Origin of the sequence: Thalassobaculum sp., from assembly GCF_040219615.1 — a bacterium.
In the GTDB taxonomy this organism is placed as follows: domain Bacteria; phylum Pseudomonadota; class Alphaproteobacteria; order Thalassobaculales; family Thalassobaculaceae; genus Thalassobaculum_A.
The window spans coordinates 522,051-543,361 of record NZ_JAVJSE010000038.1; the positions used below are offsets into that span (position 1 = coordinate 522,051).

At 71.5% G+C, this 21,311-nt stretch carries 17 protein-coding genes; 11 read left to right on the forward strand and 6 right to left on the reverse strand.

The genetic code is table 11. The features are described from left to right. Nucleotides 1-14 precede the first annotated feature (14 nt). On the forward strand, nucleotides 15-509 hold the full coding sequence (locus RIC31_RS21265) for a universal stress protein (RefSeq protein WP_350112492.1): 495 nt from the start codon (nucleotides 15-17) through the stop codon (nucleotides 507-509). 22 nt (nucleotides 510-531) lie between these two features. On the opposite strand, the gene RIC31_RS21270 is transcribed toward RIC31_RS21265, so the two are convergent. Continuing rightward, the gene (locus tag RIC31_RS21270; RefSeq protein WP_350112495.1) at nucleotides 532-1,623 is read right to left on the reverse strand and encodes a TauD/TfdA family dioxygenase; all 1,092 of its coding nucleotides are present in this window, start codon (nucleotides 1,621-1,623) and stop codon (nucleotides 532-534) included. Between the two features lie 243 nt (nucleotides 1,624-1,866). Here RIC31_RS21270 and RIC31_RS21275 point away from each other — a divergent pair, with 243 nt between their 5' ends. From RIC31_RS21275 to RIC31_RS21285, 3 genes are all read left to right on the forward strand, one after another. Beyond that, nucleotides 1,867-4,746: a molybdopterin oxidoreductase family protein gene (locus RIC31_RS21275; protein WP_350112498.1), complete on the forward strand. Its 2,880-nt coding sequence runs from the start codon at nucleotides 1,867-1,869 to the stop codon at nucleotides 4,744-4,746. 277 nt (nucleotides 4,747-5,023) lie between these two features. Beyond that, on the forward strand, nucleotides 5,024-5,860 hold the full coding sequence (locus RIC31_RS21280) for a 4Fe-4S dicluster domain-containing protein (protein ID WP_350112501.1): 837 nt from the start codon (nucleotides 5,024-5,026) through the stop codon (nucleotides 5,858-5,860). A 14-nt stretch (nucleotides 5,861-5,874) separates the two neighbouring features. Next, a complete protein-coding gene (locus tag RIC31_RS21285; RefSeq protein WP_350112504.1) occupies nucleotides 5,875-6,825 on the forward strand; it encodes a dimethyl sulfoxide reductase anchor subunit family protein in 951 nt (316 codons plus the stop codon). 36 nt (nucleotides 6,826-6,861) lie between these two features. On the opposite strand, the gene RIC31_RS21290 is transcribed toward RIC31_RS21285, so the two are convergent. Next, nucleotides 6,862-7,305 (reverse strand): GNAT family N-acetyltransferase, encoded by a 444-nt coding sequence (locus RIC31_RS21290; protein WP_350112507.1) that lies wholly within the window; start codon nucleotides 7,303-7,305, stop codon nucleotides 6,862-6,864. After that, entirely contained in the window at nucleotides 7,302-8,564 is a 1,263-nt protein-coding gene (locus RIC31_RS21295) for an MFS transporter (RefSeq protein WP_350112510.1), read from the reverse strand. Before RIC31_RS21295 ends, RIC31_RS21290 begins: the two co-directional genes overlap by 4 nt. 144 nt (nucleotides 8,565-8,708) lie before the next feature. Here RIC31_RS21295 and RIC31_RS21300 point away from each other — a divergent pair, with 144 nt between their 5' ends. Further along, nucleotides 8,709-8,909 carry a DUF2842 domain-containing protein gene (locus RIC31_RS21300; protein WP_350112513.1) on the forward strand — a complete coding sequence of 67 codons (201 nt, stop codon included), beginning with the start codon at nucleotides 8,709-8,711 and terminating at the stop codon, nucleotides 8,907-8,909. Between the two features lie 18 nt (nucleotides 8,910-8,927). On the opposite strand, the gene pseB is transcribed toward RIC31_RS21300, so the two are convergent. Beyond that, nucleotides 8,928-9,950, reverse strand: a complete 1,023-nt coding sequence (gene pseB, locus RIC31_RS21305) for a UDP-N-acetylglucosamine 4,6-dehydratase (inverting) (RefSeq protein WP_350112516.1) — start codon at nucleotides 9,948-9,950, stop codon at nucleotides 8,928-8,930. 380 nt (nucleotides 9,951-10,330) lie between these two features. On the opposite strand from pseB, the gene RIC31_RS21310 reads away from it, so the two are divergent. The 6 genes from RIC31_RS21310 (at nucleotide 10,331) to RIC31_RS21335 (ending at nucleotide 18,573) form a co-directional block, all read left to right on the forward strand. Further along, nucleotides 10,331-11,914, forward strand: coding sequence for an ABC transporter substrate-binding protein (locus RIC31_RS21310; protein WP_350112519.1), 1,584 nt, complete (start codon nucleotides 10,331-10,333; stop codon nucleotides 11,912-11,914). A gap of 389 nt (nucleotides 11,915-12,303) precedes the next feature. Then, entirely contained in the window at nucleotides 12,304-13,245 is a 942-nt protein-coding gene (locus RIC31_RS21315; RefSeq protein WP_350112522.1) for an ABC transporter permease, read from the forward strand. After that, nucleotides 13,242-14,111, forward strand: a complete 870-nt coding sequence (locus RIC31_RS21320) for an ABC transporter permease (protein ID WP_350112525.1) — start codon at nucleotides 13,242-13,244, stop codon at nucleotides 14,109-14,111. The genes RIC31_RS21315 and RIC31_RS21320 overlap by 4 nt, the downstream gene beginning before the upstream one ends. After that, nucleotides 14,108-15,799 carry an ABC transporter ATP-binding protein gene (locus RIC31_RS21325; RefSeq protein ID WP_350112528.1) on the forward strand — a complete coding sequence of 564 codons (1,692 nt, stop codon included), beginning with the start codon at nucleotides 14,108-14,110 and terminating at the stop codon, nucleotides 15,797-15,799. The genes RIC31_RS21320 and RIC31_RS21325 overlap by 4 nt, the downstream gene beginning before the upstream one ends. A gap of 219 nt (nucleotides 15,800-16,018) precedes the next feature. Continuing rightward, nucleotides 16,019-17,698 (forward strand): META domain-containing protein, encoded by a 1,680-nt coding sequence (locus RIC31_RS21330; RefSeq protein ID WP_350112530.1) that lies wholly within the window; start codon nucleotides 16,019-16,021, stop codon nucleotides 17,696-17,698. Between the two features lie 83 nt (nucleotides 17,699-17,781). Then, the gene (locus tag RIC31_RS21335) at nucleotides 17,782-18,573 is read left to right on the forward strand and encodes a 2-keto-4-pentenoate hydratase (RefSeq protein ID WP_350112533.1); all 792 of its coding nucleotides are present in this window, start codon (nucleotides 17,782-17,784) and stop codon (nucleotides 18,571-18,573) included. Nucleotides 18,574-18,711: 138 nt separating this feature from the next. Here RIC31_RS21335 and pseC read toward each other — a convergent pair whose 3' ends face one another. Both pseC and RIC31_RS21345 read right to left on the reverse strand, forming a co-directional pair. Then, complete coding sequence (pseC, locus tag RIC31_RS21340; RefSeq protein WP_350112536.1) at nucleotides 18,712-19,938, reverse strand: UDP-4-amino-4,6-dideoxy-N-acetyl-beta-L-altrosamine transaminase; 1,227 nt, start codon at nucleotides 19,936-19,938, stop codon at nucleotides 18,712-18,714. Between the two features lie 10 nt (nucleotides 19,939-19,948). Continuing rightward, the gene (locus RIC31_RS21345) at nucleotides 19,949-21,304 is read right to left on the reverse strand and encodes an HlyD family type I secretion periplasmic adaptor subunit (RefSeq protein ID WP_350112541.1); all 1,356 of its coding nucleotides are present in this window, start codon (nucleotides 21,302-21,304) and stop codon (nucleotides 19,949-19,951) included. Nucleotides 21,305-21,311: the final 7 nt, after the last annotated feature.

Genomic DNA, 21,311 nt, shown 5'->3' on the forward strand with positions numbered 1-21,311 from the left:
CTTCGGAACAGGGTATGAACGACACCGCATCCACAGACGCGTCCGCGCATCCGCGCGTGTTCCTCGTCGTCGTCGACAACAGCGAGGAAATGCGCGTGGCGCTGCGGTTCGCCGGGCAGCGGGCCCGCCACACCGGCGGCCGGGTGGCGCTGTTCCGGGCGATCGAGCCGGTCGAGTTCCAGCACTGGATGGGGGTCGGCGAGCTGATGCGCGAGGAGGCCCGCCAGGAGGCCGAGGCCCTGATGGACCGCATGAGCCAGCAGGTCGTCGAGATGACCGGCGCGATCCCGATCATCTACCTGCGCGAGGGCACGACCCGCGAGGAACTGATGAACCTGATCGACGAGGAGAAGTCGATCTCGGTGATGGTGCTGGGTGCCGCCGCCAAGGCCGACAACCCCGGCCCGCTGATCAGCTACCTGTCGAGCAAGGGCGCGGCGCGGCTGCGGATCCCGATCACCATCGTCCCCGGCTCGCTGACCGACGAAGAGATCGACGCGCTGACCTGAGCGGCGGGCGCTCCGCTCGCCCCTAAGCCGCCTGCGAGCGCTTGCCGGTCATCATGCCGCCGCGGTAGGCGCCCGGCTCGGTGGAGCCCCAGGTCTCGCGATAGCACTCCGGCAGCGGCCGGGTCCGGGCCGGTGCGAACCACAGGCGGTACAGCAGGCGGTCGGCGCGGCTGGCCGGGTCGTCGGTGAACGGCGTGCGGCCGTGGTAGACGACGTGGTTGTTGTAGAAAACCATGTCGCCCGGCTCGAGCCGGAACACGTGGCACTGCTCCTCGGCGACCTCGGCCAGCAGGTCCAGCGCCTCGTCCATCGCCGCGGTCATTTTCGGGACGCCGTCCAGGCGCTGCGCCTCCTCGACGAAGGTCCGCGAGTACTGGCTGCTGAAATGGCCGTCGCGGAAGCTGAACACCGGCATCGCGAACACCTTCTGGCCGCCGCCGACGTCCTGGGTCTCGCGGGTCCGCCAGTAGGGCTGGCACAGCAGCTCGTGCAGGTCCGGCCGGCGCCGCAGGATCGCATTGCGCACCGCCACCGAGCTGGCGACCTTGCTCTCGCCGCCGGCGCCGGCCTGGCGCACGCACAGCAGGCCGAGCACGTCGGCGCGGTCAGTGTGGAACCGCAGCGGGCCGTTCGACTGCGCCTTCTGGGTCGAGGTCAGGGAGCCCGGGACCACCGACGGCGCGTGCTTCTGGAGCTTGCCGCCGGCCTCGTCGCGGACGTCGCGCATCAGCTTGCCGTCGACCGACTGCGGCAGCAGCGGCCCGACATGGGCGCCGATTCCGGCCCACAGCACACGCAGGTCCTCGTCGTCGTAGTCGGCGACCGGCAGGCCCCGCAGCAGGGCGACGCCGCGGCCGTCCTCGATCTCGTCCAGCAGCGCGGCGAGCTTCGGCGCCAGCCCCGGCAGCGGGAAGTCCTCGGCCTTGACGTCGGCGAAGTTCAGGCCGCGGGCCTTGACCGCCCGGAACGCGGCGTCGATCTCGGCCACATCCGCGGCATCCAGGGCCTGGACCCAGTCGCGGGCGTCGGCGAGATCGGCGCCGGACCAGGCGGCGCGTCCGGTGATCGGATCGCTGAGCATGGCGTCGCGGGCGTCCTGTGACGGCGTCGGCATGATGTGTCTCCCTTGCAGCGGCAGGCCTCGCGCCCGTCGCGTCTTGCGTCCCTGCCCCTCGGCGTCTCGCCGGGCCTTGCACCCGGCGGGCGGCCATCCGGCGCGGTGCCGCGGCCGTGGGACGGGCAAGCCTACGCCTGCCCATGTCCGAGGCCAAGTCGGGTCCGCGGCGGAACCGCCATGACTTGACCCGCCGCTGGCCAGCTTGCACCTTCCAGGCACGCCAGCCTGGAGTCCGCCCGCATGATCCCCAATCCCTTCGAGACCGTGCGCGAGGTCGTCGACCCGTCGCCGCCGGTCTCCGACGCGGTCAAGTACACCACCTGCTACATGTGCGCCTGCCGCTGCGGGATCAAAGTCCACCTCAAGGACGGCCGGATCCGCTACATCGAGGGCAACCGCAACCACCCGGTCAACAAGGGCGTGCTGTGCGCCAAGGGCTCGGCCGGGATCATGACCCACTACTCGCCGGCCCGGCTGACCAAGCCGCTGAAGCGGGTCGGGCCGCGCGGCTCCGGCGAGTTCCAGGAGATCGAGTGGGAGGAGGCGCTGTCGACCGCCGCCGGCTGGCTCGGCGAGATCCGGGCCCGCGACCCGCGCAAGCTCGCCTTCTTCACCGGCCGCGACCAGTCGCAGTCGCTGACCGGCTGGTGGGCCAGCAACTTCGGGACCCCGAACCACGCCGCCCATGGCGGATTCTGCTCGGTCAACATGGCGGCCGGCGGGCTCTACACCATCGGCGGCTCGTTCTGGGAGTTCGGCGAGCCGGACTGGGAGCACGCCCGCTACTTCGTGATGTTCGGGGTCGCCGAGGACCACGACTCCAACCCGATCAAGACCGGCCTCGGCAAGCTCAAGGGCCGGGGTGCGAAGTTCGTGTCGGTCAACCCGGTGCGCACCGGCTACTCGGCGATCGCCGACGAGTGGATCGGCATCCGCCCGGGCACCGACGGCCTGCTGGTGCTGGCGATCGTCCACGAGCTGCTGAAGGCACGGCGCGTCGACCTCGACTACCTGGTCCGCTACACCAACGCGCACTGGCTGGTGATCCGCGATCCCGGCAACGCCGAGGACGGCCTGTTCGCGCGCGACGCCGACGGCCATCCGCTGTGCTTCGACCGCAAGTCCGGCGCGCTGGCAAGCGCCATGCTGGCCGACGTCGCCCCGGCCCTGGTCGGCGAGCACGTGCTGCCCGACGGCCGCATCGCGGTGCCGTCCTTCCAGCTGCTGCACGACCGCTATGTCGCCGACGAATACGCGCCCGACGCCGTGGCCGAGCGTTGCGGCGTGCCGGCCGACACCATCCGTCGGCTGGCCGCCGAGATCGCCCACGCCGCCTTCGAGCAGGAAGTGGTGATCGAGCAGCCCTGGACCGACTGGGCCGGGCGCAAGCACGACCGCATGATCGGCCGGCCGGTGGCGATGCACGCCATGCGCGGGATCTCGGCCCACTCCAACGGCTTCCACACCTGCCGGGCGCTGCACCTGCTGCAGGTGCTGATCGGCTCGATCGACGCCCCCGGCGGCTTCCGCTACAAGCCGCCCTTCCCGAAGCCGGTGCCACCGCCGGTCAAGCCGGTCGGCCGGGCCGACCAGGTCAGGCCGAACACCCCGATGGCGGGGCCTCCGCTCGGCTTCCCGATGGGTCCCGAGGACCTGCTGATCGACGAGGACGGCACGCCGCGCCGGATCGACAAGGCGTATTCCTGGGAGGCGCCGGTCGCCGCCCACGGCCTGATGCACATGGTGATCCGCAACGCCTGGGCCGGCGATCCCTACCCGGTCGACCTGCTGTTCATGTACATGGCCAACATGGGCTGGAACTCCTCGATGAACACCGCCGGCACCATGGCGATGCTCACCGACAGGGACCCGGCGACCGGCGAGTACCGGATCCCGAAGATCATCTATGCCGACGCCTACGCGTCCGAGACCATCGCCTTCGCCGACCTGGTGCTGCCCGACACCACCTACCTGGAGCGCTGGGACTGCATCTCGCTGCTGGACCGGCCGATCTGCGACGCCGACGGCGCCGCCGACTCGATCCGCCAGCCGGTGGTGCCGCCGGACCGCGACGTGCGGCCCTTCCAGGACGTGCTGATCGACCTCGGAGTCCGCATCGGCCTGCCGGGCCTGGTCAGGGAGGACGGCACGCCGCGCTATCCCGGGGGCTACCCGGACTATCTGGCGAACCACGAGCGCTCGCCCGGGATCGGCCCGCTGGCCGGCTGGCGCGGCGTCGACGGCTCGAAGGCGGGCAAGGGCGAGCCGAACCCCGACCAGCTGTCGCGCTACGTCGACAACCAGTGCTTCTGGCGCCACGAGTTCAAGCCCGAGGAGCGCTACTTCAAGCACGGCAACCGGGCCTACCTCGACACCGCCGTCGCCCTCGGCCTGATCGGCAAGGCCGACCCGATCGTCATCCAGCTGTACTCCGAGCCGTTGCAGAAGTTCCGGCTGGCGGCCCAGGGCCACGGGGCCGTGCAGCCGCCGGAGCAGCACCGCGAGCGCGTCGCCCGCTACTTCGACCCGCTGCCGTTCTGGTACCCGCCGTTCGAGGGCGAGGCGCTGGACGAGGCAGCCTTCCCGATGCACGCGATCACCCAGCGCCCCGCGGCGATGTACCATTCCTGGGGCTCGATGAACGCCTGGCTGCGGCAGATCCACGGCCTGAACAAGCTGCACATGAGCCGCGAGCGGGCCGAGAGCCTCGGCATCGCCGACGGCGACTGGGTGGCGGTGACCTCGCATCACGGCCGCATCAAGGCCCAGGTCAAGCTGATGGAAGGGGTGAACCCGGACACGCTGTGGACCTGGAACGCCATCGGCAAGCGCCGCGGCGCGTGGAACCTGGCCGCCGACGCGCCGGAGGCCACCAAGGGCTTCCTGCTGAACCACCTGATCGCCGAGCTGCTGCCGGAGAACGGCGGGTACCGCTACGCCAACTCCGACCCGGTCACCGGCCAGGCCGCCTGGTACGACCTCAGGGTGCGGATCGAGAAGGTCGCCGCCGACGCGCCGGGCACGGTCGCCGAGCCGCAGTTCGATCCGGTCTCGGTCCCGCCCAACCCGCCGCGGGCGCCCGCGACGGTGCGATTCGGCGCGAAGGAGGTGGCGGAATGAGCGGGATATCGAGCCCCGCCGGGCGAACCTGCTGCCCCGACCGGTGGGTTCCGGATCGATCCGGTCCGCTTGCGCGGCCCGCCTCGTCCGGAATGACGACAGAGGGGGGAGGTTCTGGCCGGCTGCCCCCGGCTCGACTTCGAGGAGCCGCGATCACCTGCCCAACTCCCTATCCTTGTCGTCATTCCGGACGGGCACGCCGCCCCGGCGCGGCCGAGCCGGAACCCACGTGGCGACGTGCGGCAATGCGGTGCCACGCCAGACCGGAGGCCGCGGAATGACCTCGCTCCCCGCCGCCACCGCCGGCACGAAGAAGCTCGGCCTGGTCATCGACCTGGACATCTGCGTCGGCTGCCATGCCTGCGCGGTGAACTGCAAGGAATGGAACGCCGGCGGCCACTCCGCGCCGCTGACCGACTGGAACGCCTATTCCGGGACCGAGAGCGCCGGCGACGGGATCGACGACGCCGGCGCCTGGGGAGTGTGGTTCAACCGCATCCACACCTACGAGGCCGGCGACGGCGCCGAGGGCCGGACCGTGCACTTCCCGCGGTCCTGCCTGCATTGCGAGACCCCGGCCTGCGTGACCGTCTGCCCGACCGGCGCCAGCTACAAGCGCGAGGAGGACGGCATCGTCCTGGTCAACGCCGACCTGTGCATCGGCTGCAAGCTGTGCTCCTGGGCCTGCCCCTACGGCGCCCGCGAATACGACCACGCCGACGGCGTGATGAAGAAGTGCACCCTGTGCATCGACCGGATCTACAACGAGAACCTGGAGGAGATCGACCGGGTGCCGGCCTGCGTCTCCACCTGCCCGGTCGGCGCCCGGCATTTCGGCGACCTCGGCGACCCGGACAGCGCGGTGTCGACCCTGGTGGCCGAGCGCGGCGGCTACGACCTGATGCCCGAGATGGGCTACCGGCCGGTCAACAAGTACCTGCCGCCGCGGCCGCAGAAGAAGACCTGCGGCGCCACCGGCGCGCCGAGCCGGCTCGAGCAGCTGGCGGCCGAAGCCGCCGACGCGGTGCCGCAGGGCGGGGCGTCGGGGACCGGAACCGCCGCGACCACCGGCGGCAAGCTGCTGGCCTGGGTCGACGCCGTGCTGTCGCGCTGACGGAGAGCTGAACCATGCATCCCGCCGCTTCCGTCATCTTCTTCACCACCGCCTCCGGGGCCGGCTACGGCCTGCTGTTCCTGCTCGGCCTCGCCGGCGCCGGCGGGCTGGTCCCGGCCGGCCTCGGGCTCGGCCTCACCGGGCTGGCGCTGGCGCTCGGCCTGATCACCGCAGGCCTGCTGGCCTCGACCTTCCACCTCGGCCATCCGGAGCGGGCCTGGCGGGCGATGTCGCAATGGCGCTCGTCCTGGCTGTCGCGCGAGGGCCTGGCGGCGGTCGTCACCTACCTGCCGGCCGGGCTGTTCGCGATCGGCTGGGTCTGCCTCGGCCGGACCGACGGGGTGTGGGCCGTCCTCGGGCTGCTGGCCGCCCTCGGCGCGGTCGTCACCGTCGCCTGCACCGGCATGATCTACGCCTCGCTGGCCACCATCCGGCAGTGGCGGCACCCGCTGACGGTGCCGGTCTACCTGGCGATCGCGCTGTACACCGGCGGCCTGTGGATGGCACTGCTGACCGCGGTGTTCGGCGGCGAGGCCGGCGTCTTCCTGTGGCTGACGGTCGCCGCCGGGATCGCGGTGGCGGCCCTGAAGCTGGCCTACTGGCGGTCGGTCGACACCGGGGCGCCGGCGGCGACCGCCGGAACCGCCACCGGCCTCGGCGGTCTCGGCCGGGTAAGGCTCCTGGAGGCCCCCACCACCTCGCGCAACTACGTGATGCGCGAGATGGGCTACCGGATCGCCCGCAAGCACGCGCGCAAGCTGCGCGTCATCGCCGGCGGGCTGGGCATCGGGCTGGCGCTGGCGCTGCTGCTGGCCGCGGCCGCCGTCGGCACGGCGAGCGTCGCCGTACCGATGCTGCTGCTGGCGGCGCTGGCCGGGTCGGCCGGCGCGGTGGTCGAGCGCTGGCTATTCTTCGCCGAGGCGACGCACGTGGTGACCACCTACTACGGCGCCGAAGCGGCATAGGTCCGAACCGGCCCGACGACCGGGCCATATACCCGGTCACCCGGGCCGGCGCTCGTAGTAGTCGTCGAACGGCTCGTCATGGGTCCAGGCGAAGCCGTGCCGCAGGTACAGCCGGGCGGCCGGGCTGCCCTTGAGGACCCCGAGGCGGATCGGCAACCCCGCCGCATCGGCCTCGGCGATCAGCCGGCGCAGGACCGCGCCGCCGACCCCGCGGCCCTGCACCGCCTCGTCGAGGTAGAAATGCTCGAGCACCAGGCCGTCACCCTCGGGCTTGAGCGCCACACAGCCCGCAAAGCTGCCGTCGACCAGGATCAACCGCAGATGGGTCGGATCGTAACCCGCCCTGAAATACCGCCGCGCCCGCTCCGGGTCGAACCGGCCGACCCGTTCCAGATGCGGACGCAGGACACGGATCCGCAGGTCGAGCAGGGTCTCGAAGTCGACCTCACCGGCGGGCCGGAAGCTGACCGCCCCGGTCATGACGGTACCGGAGGCTGGCCCGGCATCTCGTCATCCGCCGGCTCGGCGCGCGGATCCAGGTCCGAGACCATCGGGCTGGTGCGCGGCACCGCCACGAACGGCCCCTGGTCCTCCGGCGCCGCGCGGCGGGTCATCCGCCACAGCGCGAACAGCCCGACCAGCGTCGCCACCACCACGCCGAATCCGTAGAAGCCGGAGGGCCCGACCAGCGCGATCGCGTTGGTCGAGGCGATCGGGCCGATCACGGCGCCGAGGCTGTAGGCGAGCAGCAGGCCGGCGCTGGCCGCCACCAGGTCGTTGGCCTCGATGTGGTCGTTGGCATGCGCCACGGCGATCGAGTACAGCGTGACCGCCACCCCGCCATAGGCGCCGGCCAGGATCACGAACGGCCAGAAGCCGAGGCCCGGAGAGAACGCCAGCACCGCCGCCAGCACCGCCGCCGCGAAGAAACAGCCGGTCAGCACCGTCCGGCGGTCGAACCGGTCGGACAGCTTGCCCAGCGGCCACTGCACCACCAGCCCGCCCAGGATTCCGGAAGAGACGAAGATGGCGATCTGCGACACCGCCATGCCGATCGTGGCGGCATACACCGAGGCGGTCGCGAACACCGCGCCGGACAGCGTGCCGCTGCCGAAGCTGCCGACGATGCCGAGCGGCGAGATCCGGTACAGGGCGATGAAGCCGAGCGCCGAGCGCCCGACCTCGCCGGACGCCGCCGAGCGCGCGAGCGTGATCGGCACCAGTGCCAGCGAGAACAGGATCGAGGCCACCCCGTACAGCACGAAGCTGGCCGGGTCGGAGAGGTTCAGCAGGAACTGCCCGGCGCCCATCGCCCCGTACTGAACCACCATGTAGATCGACAGCAGGGCACCGCGGGTGGCGTTGGTGGCGGCGCCGTTCATCCAGCTCTCGGCCACCATGTAGACGCCGGCCATGCAGAAGCCGAACGCGACCCGCAGCACGAACCAGTAGACCGGCTCGACCGCGAAGGCATGGGCGACCGCGGTGGCCGAGACGATCGAGACCAGGGCGGCGAAGGCGCGCACATGGCCGACCCGCTCGATGATCCGCCCGCAGGTCAGGCAGCCGAGCACCAGGCCGACGAAATAGCCGGACAGCACGAGGCCGGCGACGCTCGCCGAGAACTGCGGGTCGAGGCCGAGCCGGACGCCCAGCAGCGAGCCGAACAGGCCGTTGGCGGCCTGCAGCAGGCCGATACTGAGAAGCAGCGCGGCGATCGAGGCAATCGGGCCGGGCATGTCGATCCTCCGCGCCATTCGTGACGCTGCGCTAGCATGCGCCGCCGCCGGCGCCTACCCCAGAAGCGACCGGCGCCCGCGCCTCCCGGACAGTCCGACGCATGCGGGCTTGTCCTGCCGCCGGCCGTCGTCTATGCCCGGGCCATGCGCTGGCGCACCCCCATCGGCGGAATCGCCATTCTGATCGGCCTGACCGGCTACGCGGCGGCCGCCGCCACGCTCGGCGGCGCGCTGCCCGAGCATGCGCTGCTGCAGGCGGTCTACTACCTGCTGGCCGGGCTGCTTTGGATTCCGCCGGCGGTCTGGATCATGGGCTGGGCCAGGCGCGACGACCGGAGCGGCTGAGCGGCGCCGGCGGCAGCGTCAGGTCTGCGCGACCATGCCGCCGAGTTCGTCCATGGTCAGCCACTCGTCGTTGCTGTCGCTGGCGTAGCGGAACGCCGGGTCGACCGGGCGGGCGCCGCGTCCCAGCCAGTCGCGCAGCGGGTTGTCGACGAAGGCCGGCAGCACGATGTAGCGGTCGTCGATCTCGACGGTGGTGCGGGCGTCGTCCTCCGGCACCATCACCTCGTGCAGCTTCTCGCCCGGGCGGATCCCGACCACCTCATGCGGCAGGCCGGGGCCCATGCACTCCGCCACGTCGACGATCTTCATGCTGGGGATCTTCGGCACGAAGATCTCGCCGCCGTGCATCAGTTCCATCGACGACAGCACGAAGTTCACGCCCTGCTGCAGGGTGATCCAGAACCGGGTCATGCGCGGATCGGTGATCGGCAGCCTGTCCTTCTTCGCGTCCACCAGCTTGCGGAAGAACGGGATGACGCTGCCGCGCGAACCGATGACGTTGCCGTAGCGCACCACGGAGAACTGGCAGCCGCCGGCGCCCGACAGGTTGTTGGCGGCGACGAAGATCTTGTCGGAGGCGAGCTTGGTGGCGCCGTATAGGTTGATCGGGTTTGCCGCCTTGTCGGTCGACAGCGCGATCACCTTGCGCACGCCGGTCCGGATCGCCGCCGTCACCACGTTCTCGGCGCCGTCGACGTTGGTGCGCACGCATTCGAACGGGTTGTACTCGGCGGTCGGCACGTGCTTCAGGGCGGCTGCGTGCACCACGTAGTCGACGCCGCGCATCGCCATCTCGAGCCGGTCGACGTCGCGCACGTCGCCGATGAAGTATCGGATCTCGCGGGACGGCTCCTGAACGAACTCCTGGCCCATGTCGTACTGCTTCTGCTCGTCGCGCGAGAACACGATGCAGCGCCGGGTCCGGAACCGGCCGAGCACGGTGCGGACGAACTGCCGGCCGAACGAGCCGGTGCCGCCGGTCACCAGCACGGTCTTGCCGTCCAGGTCGATGAAGCCGGTGTCGAACTGTCGGATCGCCATCTCGTTCTCTCGCGGCCGGTTCTCGCAGCCGGGGTCCGGGCCGAATCAGCCTGCATTGTCCCGCGCCGCCATCGGATTGTGAAGCACGGCGGTTGACAGGCCCCGTCCGGAGAGCGCTCGATTATGGTCATGGCGGTTCGAACGGCATGTACAAGCATGCCGGCGGGCTGCCGGTCTCTTGGGCATATGCCCGTCCCGTTCGCCCGAATGACAATCACCAGGGGGCGCAACAGCCCCGAGGAATTGCAGCCTGACACCCCGAAATCCGCGGCTTTCCCGCGGCATTCCGGATGGCACATGAATTGCGAAACCGGGCCGGCACGGACGTCCTCTCGGGCGGGGACCGTCGGACGCTCCGGCAACGAAAAAGGAGAGCAGGGATGTCGTTTACACGTCGAGCCTTCGTGGGGGGCGCCATCGCCGCGCCTTTCGTCGCCTCGCTGCCGCGGGGGGCGCGCGCCGCCGGATCGGTCCTGCGGGTGATCCCGCATGCCGACCTGAAGAACATCGACCCGATCTGGACCACCGCGTACATCACGCGGAACCACGGCTACATGATCTTCGACACGCTGTTTGCGATGGACGAGACGCTGACGCCGCGTCCGCAGATGGTCGATACCTACACCGTCAGCGACGACCGGCTGGTCTGGACCTTCACCCTGCGCGACGGCCTGGCCTGGCACGATGGCCCGCCGGTCACCGCCGAGGACTGTGTCGCCTCGCTGAAGCGCTGGGGCAAGCGCGACGGCATGGGCCAGAAGCTCATGCAGTACACCAAGAGCCTGGAGGCGGTCGACGCCAAGACCTTCGTGCTCACGCTCGAGAAGCCGTTCGGCCTGGTGCTCGACGCGATCGGCAAGATCTCGTCGAACGTGCCGTTCATGATGCCGAAGCGGCTGGCCGAGACCGACCCGTTCAAGCAGATCCCCGAGGTCATCGGCTCCGGCCCGTACAAGTTCGTCAAGGAGGAGTGGGTCCCCGGCTCCAAGGTGGTCTACGCCAAGAACGAGGCCTACGTCCCGCGCAAGGAGCCGGCGAGCGCCGCCGCCGGCGGCAAGGTCGTCAAGGTCGACCGGGTCGAGTGGCTGTACATCCCGGACCCGACCACCGCCATGAACGCGCTGGTCTCCGGCGAGGTCGACTACTACGAGCAGGTGCCGGGCGACCTGGCGCCGATCATCGGCCAGACCCCGGGTATCACCACCGAAGTGCTGGATCCGCTCGGCAGCCAGGGCATGCTGCGCTTCAACCACCTGCTGAAGCCGTTCAACACGGCCGAGGCCCGGCGCGCCGTGATCAGCGCCGTCAACCAGGAGAAGTTCCTGCAGGCCGGCGTCGGCAACCCCGAATTCTACAAGGTCTGCGAGAGCTACTTCCCGTGCGGCTCGCCGCTCGAGAACGACGCCGGCCTGGACATGATCCGGCCGATCGACCTGGCACGCAGCAAGAAGCTGCTGGAGGAAGGCGGCTACGACGGCACCAAGGTGGTGCTGATGCAGCCGACCGACATCCCGATCACCTCGGCGTTCAGCCTGGTGGCGGCCGAGACCATGCGCTCGCTCGGCATGGAGGTCGAGTTGCAGGCCATGGACTGGTCGACCCTGACTTCGCGCCGGGCCAAGAAGGACCCGGTCGACCAGGGCGGCTGGAACGTGTTCCACACCTGGTGGATCGGCGGCGACCTGGTCAACCCGATCGCCGCGGTCGGCCTGTCCGGCGGCGGTACCGAGAAGGCCTGGTTCGGCTGGCCGACCGACGCCAAGCTCGAGGAACTGCGCGACAAGTTCGCCTTCACCAGCGATCCGGCCGAGCAGAAGGAACTGGGCAAGGCGATCCAGCAACGGGCGATCGAGGTCGGCACCCACGCCAATGTCGGCACCTTCTTCGTGCCGTGCGGCTACCGCGACAACGTGAAGGGCATGATCAAGTCGCCGGTCCAGTTCTTCTGGAACATGTCCGTCTGACGACCAGCACGGCCGGCGGGGCCCCGTCCCGGGCCCCGCCGGCCGCCATACCCGACGGACGATCGCGGTGGCCGGGGGAATTTCTTCCTGCCCTGCGGCTATCGCGAGAGCGTCAAGGGCATGATCAGATCCCCGGTGCAGTTCTTCTGGAACATGTCGGTGTGATCGAGACCGGAGCGAAGGCGGACCTGTCGATGGTCAGCACAAGACCCGAAGCGGCGGGTGGGTCCCGGGTCATCTCTCGATGGGATCGAGGGCTGTCCGGGATGAGGTCTGGAGGGGGACTCCCCCTCGGCCGCCCCCCCCTCCCCGCCGGCATCCCGGACGGCCGCGCGTCGGCGCCGGCGATCCGGGACCCACGACGCGACGGTGGAGAGGACTTCTAGACCATGTGGATATTCATCGGCCGGCGCGCGCTCGCCACCATCCCGGTCATGCTGGTGGTGGCGTTCGTCGTGTTCATGATCCTGCGGCTGTCGCCCGGCGATCCGGCCACCGTGATCGCCGGCGACTACGCCAGCCCGGCCGACATTGCCCGGATCCGCGACCAGCTCGGCCTGAACGAGCCGATCGCGGTGCAGTTCTTCAGCTGGATCCTGCGACTGGTGCAGGGCGACCTCGGGATCTCGATCTTCTCCAACCTGCCGGTCACCACGCTGATCGGCCAGCGCATCGAGCCGACCCTGATGCTGTCGCTGGTCACCGTGGTGTTCTCGGTGCTGGTGGCGGTGCCGCTGGGCGCGCTGGCCGCCTTCAAGTCGGGGACCTGGGTCGACCGCTCGGTGATGGTGTTCGCCGTGTTCGGGTTCTCGATCCCGGTGTTCGTGCTCGGCTATTTCATGGTCTGGGGCTTCTCGCTGGAGCTGAAGTGGCTGCCGGTGCAGGGCTACAAGAGCCCGTCGGACGGGATCGGCCTGTTCCTGCGGCACATCGCCCTGCCGGCCGGAGCGCTCTCGGCGTTCTACGTCGCCCTGGTCGCCCGCATCACCCGGGCCAGCGTGCTGGAGGTGCTGGAGGAGGACTACATCCGCACCGCCCGCGCCAAGGGCCAGGTCGAGAGCAAGGTGCTGCTGGTGCACGCTCTGCGCAACGCCTCGGTGCCGATCGTCACGGTGATCGGCCTCGGCATCGCCGCGCTGATCGGCGGCGTGGTGATCACCGAGAGCGTGTTCAACATCCCGGGCCTGGGCCGGCTGGTGGTCGACGCCATCCTGAAGCGCGACTACCCGATCATCCAGGGCCTGATCCTGTTCTTCTCGCTGCTCTACATCGTGCTCAACCTGCTGATCGACATCGTCTACACGATGCTCGACCCGAGGATCCGGTATTGACCGAGCAAACCACATCCGCCCTGGTCCGCCGCCTCTCCGGGCCGTGGTCCCTCCTGGCCGGCCATCCGATCGGCATCATCGGCGCGGTCGTCATGATCACCGTGATCCTGGCCGCGATCCTGGCGCCGCTGCTGTGGACCAGCGACCCGATCGCCCTGAACCCGGTGAACCGCCTGAAACCGCCGAGCGAGGCGTTCTGGCTGGGCACCGACATGTACGGCCGCGACGTGTGGAGCCGGGTCGTCTACGGCGCCCGGGTGTCGCTGACCGTCGGGGTCTCGGCTGCCGCCCTGTCGGTGGTGTTCGGGCTGCTGATCGGCATGGTCGCCGGCTATGTCCGCTGGCTCGACGGCATCGTCATGCGGGTGATGGACGGGCTGATGGCGATCCCCGGCATCCTGCTGGCGATCGCCCTGGTGTCGCTGTCCGGCGCCAGCCTGCTGACGGTGATCGTCGCCATCACCATCCCGGAAGTTCCGCGGGTGGTCCGGCTGGTCCGCGCGGTGGTGCTGTCGGTGCGCGAGGAGCCGTATGTGGAGGCGGCGATCTCGGCCGCCACGCCGGTCACCAAGATCCTGCGCAAGCACATCCTGCCCAACACCATCCCGCCGCTGATCGTGCAGGCCACCTATGTCTGCGCCTCGGCGATGCTGGTGGAATCCTTCCTGTCGTTCCTGGGCGCCGGCACCCCGCCGGAGGTCCCGAGCTGGGGCAACATGATGGCCGAGGGCCGGCTGTTCTTCCCGCTCGCCCCGTGGATCGTGCTGTATCCCGGGGTCGCCCTGGCGCTGACCATCCTGGCGGTCAACGTGCTGGGCGACGCATTGCGCGACAAGCTCGACCCGAAACTGGCGAAGCGGATATGACCGACACCTCCCCCCCCGGCGCGTCCCCCCCCGGCGCGTCCCCCACCGGCGGGCACCGCACCGTCCTCGATGTCCAGGGCCTGACGGTCCGGCTGCCGGAGGGCGCCGACCGCCTGAACGCCATCCAGAACGTGTCGTTCAGCGTCGGCGCCGGCGAGATCGTCTGCATCGTCGGCGAGTCCGGCTCCGGCAAGTCGGTCACCGCCTTCACGGTGATGGGCCTGCTGCCCAAGCGCCAGCTGCGGCCGGTCGCCGGCAGCATCGTGTTCGAGGGCGACGACCTGCTGCAGAAGTCGCCGACCGAGCTGCGCCGGATGCGCGGCGAGCGGCTGTCGATGATCTTCCAGGAGCCGATGACGGCGCTGAACCCGGTGATGACCGTCGGCGACCAGATCGGCGAGGTGCTGGACATCCACACCCAGCTCGACCGCGGCGAGCGCGAGCGGCGCGTGCTCGACATCATGGAGCTGGTGCGCCTGCCCGACCCGAAGGCCATGCTGAACGCCTACCCGCACCAGCTGTCGGGCGGCCAGCGCCAGCGCATCATGATCGCCTCGGCCCTGGTGCTCGACCCGGCGCTGCTGATCGCCGACGAGCCGACCACCGCGCTCGACGTTACCACCCAGGCGCAGATCCTGAAGCTGGTGAAGGAGATGCAGGAGCGGCGCGGAACCGGCGTGCTGTTCATCACCCACGACTTCGGCGTGGTCGCCGACATCGCCGACCGGGTTGTCGTCATGCAGCAGGGCGCCGTGGTCGAGACCGGCACCGCGGACGAGATCCTGCGGCGGCCGAGCCACCCCTACACCCGCATGCTGATCGGCTCGGTGCCGAGCCTGAACCCGCCGGCCCGCGCGCCCCTCGACCGCGCCCCGGTGGCGCTGGAGACCCGCGGCCTCGGCAAGACCTATGGCGGCGGCGGGTTCCTGCGCAAGGCCCGCATCGTGCGGGCCGCCGAGGACGTCAACCTGGTGGTGCGCAAGGGCGAGACCCTGGGCATCGTCGGCGAGTCCGGCTCCGGCAAGTCCACCGTGGCGCGCTGCGTGGTCCGGCTGATCGACCCGACCGACGGCGAGATCTTCCTGCACGACGCCGAGATCGCCAGGCTGTCGGCACCGTTGCTGCGCAAGCACCGCAAGCGCGTGCAGATCGTGTTCCAGGACCCCTACCGCTCGCTGAACCCGCGCCAGACCGTGGCCGAGTCGATCATCGAGGGGCCGATGAACTTCGGGGTGTCGCGCGCCGACGCGCTCGCCAAGGCGCGCGGCCTGATGACCCTGGTCGGGCTGGAGCCGGACGCCGTCGAGCGCTACCCGCACCAGTTCTCCGGCGGCCAGCGCCAGCGCATCTGCATCGCCCGCGCGCTCGCCATGGAGCCCGACGTGCTGATCGCCGACGAGGCGGTCTCGGCGCTCGACGTCTCGGTGCAGGCCCAGGTGCTGGAGCTGCTGGACGACGTGCGCAAGAAGTTCAACCTCGCGGTGCTGTTCATCACCCACGACCTGCGCGTCGCCGCCCAGATCTGCGACCGCATCATGGTCATGCACAAGGGCCGCGTGGTCGAGGAGGGCACGACCGTCGAGGTGTTCGCCAACCCGCGCGAGGACTACACCCGGGCGCTGTTCGACGCCGCGCCGGGGCGGGGCTACGACTTCGGCGGGGTAAGGGAGCGGGCGGCGGCGGGGTAGCGGCTCCGGCCGGCCCTTCGCGGCCGCGCGATGCGCGGCACCTCAGGGCGACAGGGGATGTTGGTTTCCGCACGCCGCGTCTTTCCTCTATCGCCCTGAGGTGCCCGTCGCGAAGCGGCGGGCCACGAAGGGCCGGCCGCAGCCGCCACACCACCCCGGGAACCCCGCCCCGCTCCTGCCGTTTTCCGGTGGTGCCGTGCCCGGCACCCGGAGGACGCCATGAACCGATCGCTTGCCCTTGCCATTCCCCTGAAGCTGGCCGCCGCGGCCACCGCCGCGCTGTTCGCGGCCGTGCTGGCCACAGGCCCCGGCGCCCACGGCCAGACGATCTCTTCACCGGCCCAGCCGGTGCTGACCGGCAGCGCCTACTGGGACGGCCCGGCCGTGCCCGAGAGCGCCGAGTTCGAGGCCACGGTGCTGGACGTCACCCCGACCGGCCGGGCGCCCGAGCTGATCGGCCGCACCCGGGTCCGGCCGATCCAGACCCGGCCGCTGCGCTTCGCCATCCCCTACGACCCGGCGCTGATCAAGCCGGGCCACCGCTACACGATCGAGGCGCGGATCGCCGACGGCGGCGCGCTGCGGTTCGCCACCGCCGCCCCGGTGCCGGCCTTCGTCGACGGCCAGCCGGTGCCGGTCAGCCTGACCCTGGCGCCGGCCGGCGGCAGCGCCGCGGCCACTCCGCGGCCCGGCGGCGGCATCACCGCCTCGACCCTGCCGCCGCCGACGTCGCCCGCGATCCCGGCGCCGGTCCCGACGCCCGGCCCGTCCACCGCCGCCGGCTTCCCGCCGGCGCTGCCCGCGGAGTATGCCGGCACCCTGCCCTGCGCCGACTGCGCCGGCATCGAGTACAGCCTGACCCTGGAGCCGCGCGACCGCTACACCCTGGTGCGCCGCTATCTCGGCCGGCAGGGCGAGCCGGAATTCACCGAGCGCGGCGGCTGGCGCTACGACCCGAGCGCGCGCAAGCTGACCCTGGGCGGCGCCCCGCCGCCGGCGACCGTGTTCGAGGTGCGCAGCGCCGACCGCCTGCGGCTGCTCGACGTCACCGGCCAGCCGATCGTCTCGGAGCTCAACTACGAGCTGGTCCGCGGCGGCGCCGAAGCCTCGGTTCCGCCGGCCTACGCGCCACCGGCCACCGCCCCGGCCCTGTCGGTCCCGCCGCCCTACCCGCCGGCGGTCGCCAGCCGCGGCCCCATGGTGCTGGGGGCACCGGGCACCACCGACGCCCCGGTGCGCCGGGTCCGCGGCCTGTACCGCGGCTCGACCGACGGCGCGACCTTCGTCGAGTGCGGCGACAGCCGGGCCGTCGCGGTCGCCGCCGGCGGCCAGGGCGCGCTGCTGGCCAGCGCCTACCAGCGGGCCCGGCCGCAACCCGGCGAGGCCGTGCTGGTCGAGCTGGACGGCCGGGTCGGCCTGGGCCCGCTGCCGTCCGGTGCCGGACTCGGCCGGACCCTGGCGGTCGAGCGCTTCGTCGCCATCCGCCCCGGCGAGAGCTGCGCGCCGCCGGCCCAGCCCGCGCCCGCCACCTGGAGCGCGCCGGACGGCCGGCCGCCGTTGCGCGAGACCACCTGGAGGCTGCTGGCGGTCGGGGCGCAGACCGTGGCCCCCTCGCCCGGCGGCAAGCTGCCGTTCCTGGAGCTGAACGCCGACCTGCCGGTGTTCAGCGGCAACGCCGGCTGCAACGGGATCGGCGGCGAATACGCCCTGTCCGACCAGAGCCTGTCCTTCACCCTGGGGCCGAGCACCCGGATGGCCTGCCCCGGCGCCATGGAGCTAGAGCAGGCGTTCCGCGACGCCCTGGCCAAGGCAACGACCTGGAACATCACCGGCGACCACCTGACCCTGTACGGACCCGACGGCACCGCCCTGCTGCGCTTCACCGCCCGCCCAGTCTGAGCCCCGGTCTGAGCCCCGGCTTCCGCCGGGACCGGGATCCTGCTACGCCTCCGGCGGATCGGCGTGGAACGGAGGACGGGGCGATGCTGGAACCTGCACGGGCGCAGGAGGCCGCCGACCTGGTCTGGCGGCACTGGCGCGACGGCAGCGCGATGGCCGCCCTGCCCGACGGGCTGCGGCCGGAGACCCGGGCCGAGGGCTATGCCGTGCAGGCCGGGCTGATGCGCCACACCGCCGCCCCGCTGTTCGGCTGGAAGATCGCCGCCACCAGCGTCGCCGGGCAGCGCCATATCGGGGTCGACGGCCCGCTGGCCGGGCGCATCCTGGCCGAGCGGGTGCACGCGGCCGACGCGGAGATCCCCCTCGCCGGCAACCGCATGCTGGTGGCCGAACTGGAGTTCGCGTTCCGGATGGCGCGCGACCTGCCGCCGCGGGCCGCCGCCTACGGTGAGGCCGAGGTGCTGGACGCGGTCGCCACCCTGCACCCGGCGATCGAGGTGCCGGACTCGCGGTTCGAGCGCTTCGAGACCGCCGGTGCGGCCCAGCTGATCGCCGAGGCCGCCTGCGCCCGCGACTTCGTGCTGGGCGAGGCCACCACTGCCGACTGGCGGGCGCTCGACCTGGCGGCGCACAGGGTGACCGGGACGATGCCGCGCACCGGCACGCATCCCGGGCTCGGCTCGAACGTGCTCGGCGACCCGCGGATCGCGCTCACCTGGCTGGTCAACGAGCTGTCGGGCCAGGGCGTTACCCTCGGCGCCGGCCAGGTGGTCACCACCGGTACCTGCGTGGTGCCGATCGCGATCCGGCCCGGCGACCGGCTGCACGGCGACTTCGGCGTGCTGGGCTCGATCGGGGTGGCGTTCGGGGGTTGATGCCCGTCGCGCCGTGGGTTCCGGATGCGTTCCGCCTGCGGCGGCCCGCTCCGGAATGACGGTTGTCAGTTTGTCGTCATTCCGGACGGGCGCGCCGCCCCGGCGCGAACGAGCCGGAACCCACGGGGCGACGAGCGGTCAACCGACCCCCAGCACCTCGGCGAGGGCGTCGACCACGCGGTCGACGTCGGCTTCGGCCATCGCCGGGAACAGCGGCAGCGACAGGCAGCGGGCGTAGTAGGTCTCGGCGCCCTGCAGTTCCGGCGACGGGTGGTGCGCGCGGAAATACGGCTGGCCGTGCACCGGGATGTAGTGCACCTGGGTGCCGATGCCGCGCGCCCGCAGGGCGTTCATCACCGCCGCCCGCTCGGTGCCGAGGGCGGCGAAGTCGATCAGCGCCACCGACAGGTGCCAGACCGGGTCGCAGCCGTCGGCCACCGGCAGCGGCCGGACATGCGGGCCGAGCCCGGCCAGCCGGTCGGCGTAGCGCGCCCTGAGCGCCCGGCGGGCCTCGGCGAAGCGGTCGAGCTTGCCGATCTGGCGCAGGCCGAGGGCGGCGTGGATGTCGGACAGCCGGTAGTTGAAGCCCGGCTCGGGCATCTCGTAGTACCAGGGGTTCGGCGCCCCGGTGGAGTCGAAGGCCCGCTCCCGGTCGGTGAAGCGCGCCGGGTCGCGCACCATGCCGTGGTTGCGGTGCCGGCGCATGCGCTCGTCCAGCACCGGGTCGCGCGTGGTCAGCACCCCGCCCTCGCCGGTGGCGATGGTCTTCACCGGGTGGGTCGAGAACATGGCGATGGCGCTGTCCGGCACCGCCCCGACCTTGTGCCAGGCCTGGTCGCGGGCCCGCATCGAGCCGCCGAGCGCATGGCAGGCGTCCTCGACGATCGGCACGCCGGGAAACGCGTCGGCCAGGCCGGCAACGTCGACGCAGTGGCCGTTCAGGTGGACCGCGACGATCGCCCTGACCCGCTCGCGGCCGGCCCGGGCGGCAGCGGCCTGGGCCTGGGTGACGCCCATCAGGCCGGTGTCCGGGTCGACGTCGGCGAACGCCACGTCGGCCCCGACATAGGCCGCGCAGTTGGCGCTGGCCAGGAAGGTGACGCTGGGCACCACCACCGCGTCGCCGGGGCCGACCCCGAGCGCCAGCATCGCCAGGTGCAGGCCGGCGGTGCCGCTGGAGCAGGCGACTGCGTGCGGGGCGTCGACGGCGGCCGCGAACGCCGCCTCGAAGGCGTCGACGGTCGGCCCGGTGGTCAGGAAGTCGCCGCGCAGCACCTCGGCCACGGCGGCGACGTCGTCGTCGTCGATGACCTGGCGGCCGTAGGGCAGGAAGCCGGGCAGCAGCGAGGGCGGCGGGACGCTCACCGGACCGCGCTCACTGTTCCCGCAGCGCGGTGTCGAGCGACCGGGCGATCGGCGCGATCAGGTAGTCGAGCATGGTCTGCTCGCCGGTCGAGATGATCGCCATCGCCGGCATGCCGGGCACCAGCTCGACGCCGAAGCGCCGCATCATCCCGGGGTCGAGCTCGATGCGCGCCTCGTAGTACGGCGCACCCTGCTCGGGCTGCACCACGTCCGGCGAGATGTGCGTCACCTTGCCGTCGATCGGCTTGAAGGTCCGCTGGTTGAACGAGGTCAGCCGCACGGTCGCCAGCGCCCCCTCCTGCACCGTGTCGATGTCGTTCGGGTCGAGCTGCACCTTCACGATCATCTCCTCGTCGTCCGGTACCAGGTTGAGGATCGGGTCGCCCGGGGCGACCACGCCGCCATGGGTGTGGAACCGCAGGCCGTAGACCCGGCCGGTCTCCGGCGCGGTGATGGTGGTGCGGCTCAGCGCGTCCTGGGCGGCGGTCATCTGCTGGCGCAGGTCCTGGAGTTCCGCCTGGGCCGCCCGCAGTTCGGTCTCGACCTCGGCGATGGTGCTCTCGACCAGCCCGGCCTTCTGGAACTCGGTCTCGGCGATCCCCTGGGAGGCCCGTGCCATCAGCGCCTCGCGGTTGTCGATCGATCCCTCGAGCTCGGCCTCGGAACGCTGCAGGGCGAGCAGCCGCGGCTTGCGCTCCAGGCCCTTCTCGTACAGCTCCCGGACGCCGACGATCTCCTCGTTGATGATCGCCAGCTGGCGACGGTCGGAACGGTGCTGCGCCTTCAGGGCGGCGATCTCCTCGCGGCCCTTGGCGATCCGCCGGTCCAGCAGCTGCAACTGGCTCTCGACCGAGGCGCGCCGGCCCTCGAACAGCCGGCGCTCGCCCTCGAGGATCTCGGCCACGCCGGGCTGGCCGGCCGCCCTGACCAGTTCCGCCGGGAAGTCGATCGTCTTGGCACTCTGGCGCTCGGCGAGCAGCCGCGCCTCGCGGCCCAGGGCAGCCTGATACTGCTGGTTGATGCGATCGAACTGGGTCTGTGCGCGGGTCGGGTCCAGCGCCACCAGCGGCTGGCCCGCCTGCACCCGGTCGCCCTCGCGGACCAGGATCTCCCTGATGATGCCGCCCTCCAGGTGCTGCACCACCCGCTGGCTGCCGGCGACCTGGACCTGGCCCTGGGCGACGGCGCCGGATTCCAGCGGCGCCAGGGCGGCCCAGATCCCGAACACGCCGAAGAACAGGAAGACGATGCCGTAGCCGATCCACAGCACGCCCTTCCAGCCGAGCGGATTGCGCTCGTCGTCCTCGCCCAGCGGATCGTTCCAGCGGGACAGGTCGCGTGTCTGGTCGTCGCGCACCAGGGCCATGCCGTCT